This is a genomic window from Angustibacter speluncae (genome assembly GCF_054777815.1).
The window spans coordinates 1-828 of record NZ_BAAHAF010000207.1; the positions used below are offsets into that span (position 1 = coordinate 1).

At 77.2% G+C, this 828-nt stretch carries 1 protein-coding gene; it reads right to left on the bottom strand.

Annotated elements, in window-relative coordinates; genetic code table 11:
- On the bottom strand, nucleotides 1-828 hold an 828-nt coding region (locus ACYVKY_RS22130), incomplete at both ends, for an FAD-binding oxidoreductase (RefSeq protein WP_460437151.1).

Sequence of the window (828 nt, forward strand, 5' to 3'; positions counted from 1 at the left end):
TGGCCAGGTACGACGGGCACATGAAGCCGCCCGACGCGCTGAGGTCGGCCCGGCACTTGCCCACACCGGTGCAGCGGTGCAGCGTCGAGGTGACGTCGCCGCCGTCGTGCGCGAACGAGAAGCCCCCCACCGCCCGCAGCGGCAGCGCCGCCGGGCGCCGCAGGTCGGCGTCGAGCGGCCGCGGGGCCACCAGCACACCGGGGTTCAGCACCCCGTCCGGGTCGAGCAGGTGCTTGAACGCGGCGAACGCCTCGATCGCCTCCGCCGAGTACATGATCGGCAGCAGCTCGCTGCGCGCCCGGCCGTCGCCGTGCTCGCCCGAGAACGAGCCGCCGTGGGAGGCCACCAGCCGGGCGGCGTCCTCCACGAACGGGCGCATCCGCTCCGGAGCGTCGGCCAGCGGCAGGTCGATGCGCACGTGGATGCAGCCGTCGCCGAAGTGCCCGTAGACCAGGCCGTCGACACCGTGCCCGGCCATCAGCGCCTCGAGGTCGCGCAGGTACGCCCCGAGCCGCTCCGGCGGGACCGCGGAGTCCTCCCAGCCCGGCCACCCCTGCTCACCCGAGGGCGTGCGCCCGCCGAGTCCCGCGCCGTCCTCGCGGATGCGCCACAGCGCCGACGCCTCGGGCCCGGCGGGCAGCACGCGCACTGCGGACGTCCCGGAGTCGGCCGCCAGCGCGCGGGCGCGCGCCAGCGGGTCGGCCAGGTGCCCGGCCCCCTCGCCGTCGGCGTCCGCGTCCGCGCTCACCTCGACCATCAGCCAGCCGCCGCCCGGTGGCAGCTCGGGCACGAACGCGGGGCCGCGGTGCTGCCGCACCAGGTCGACCA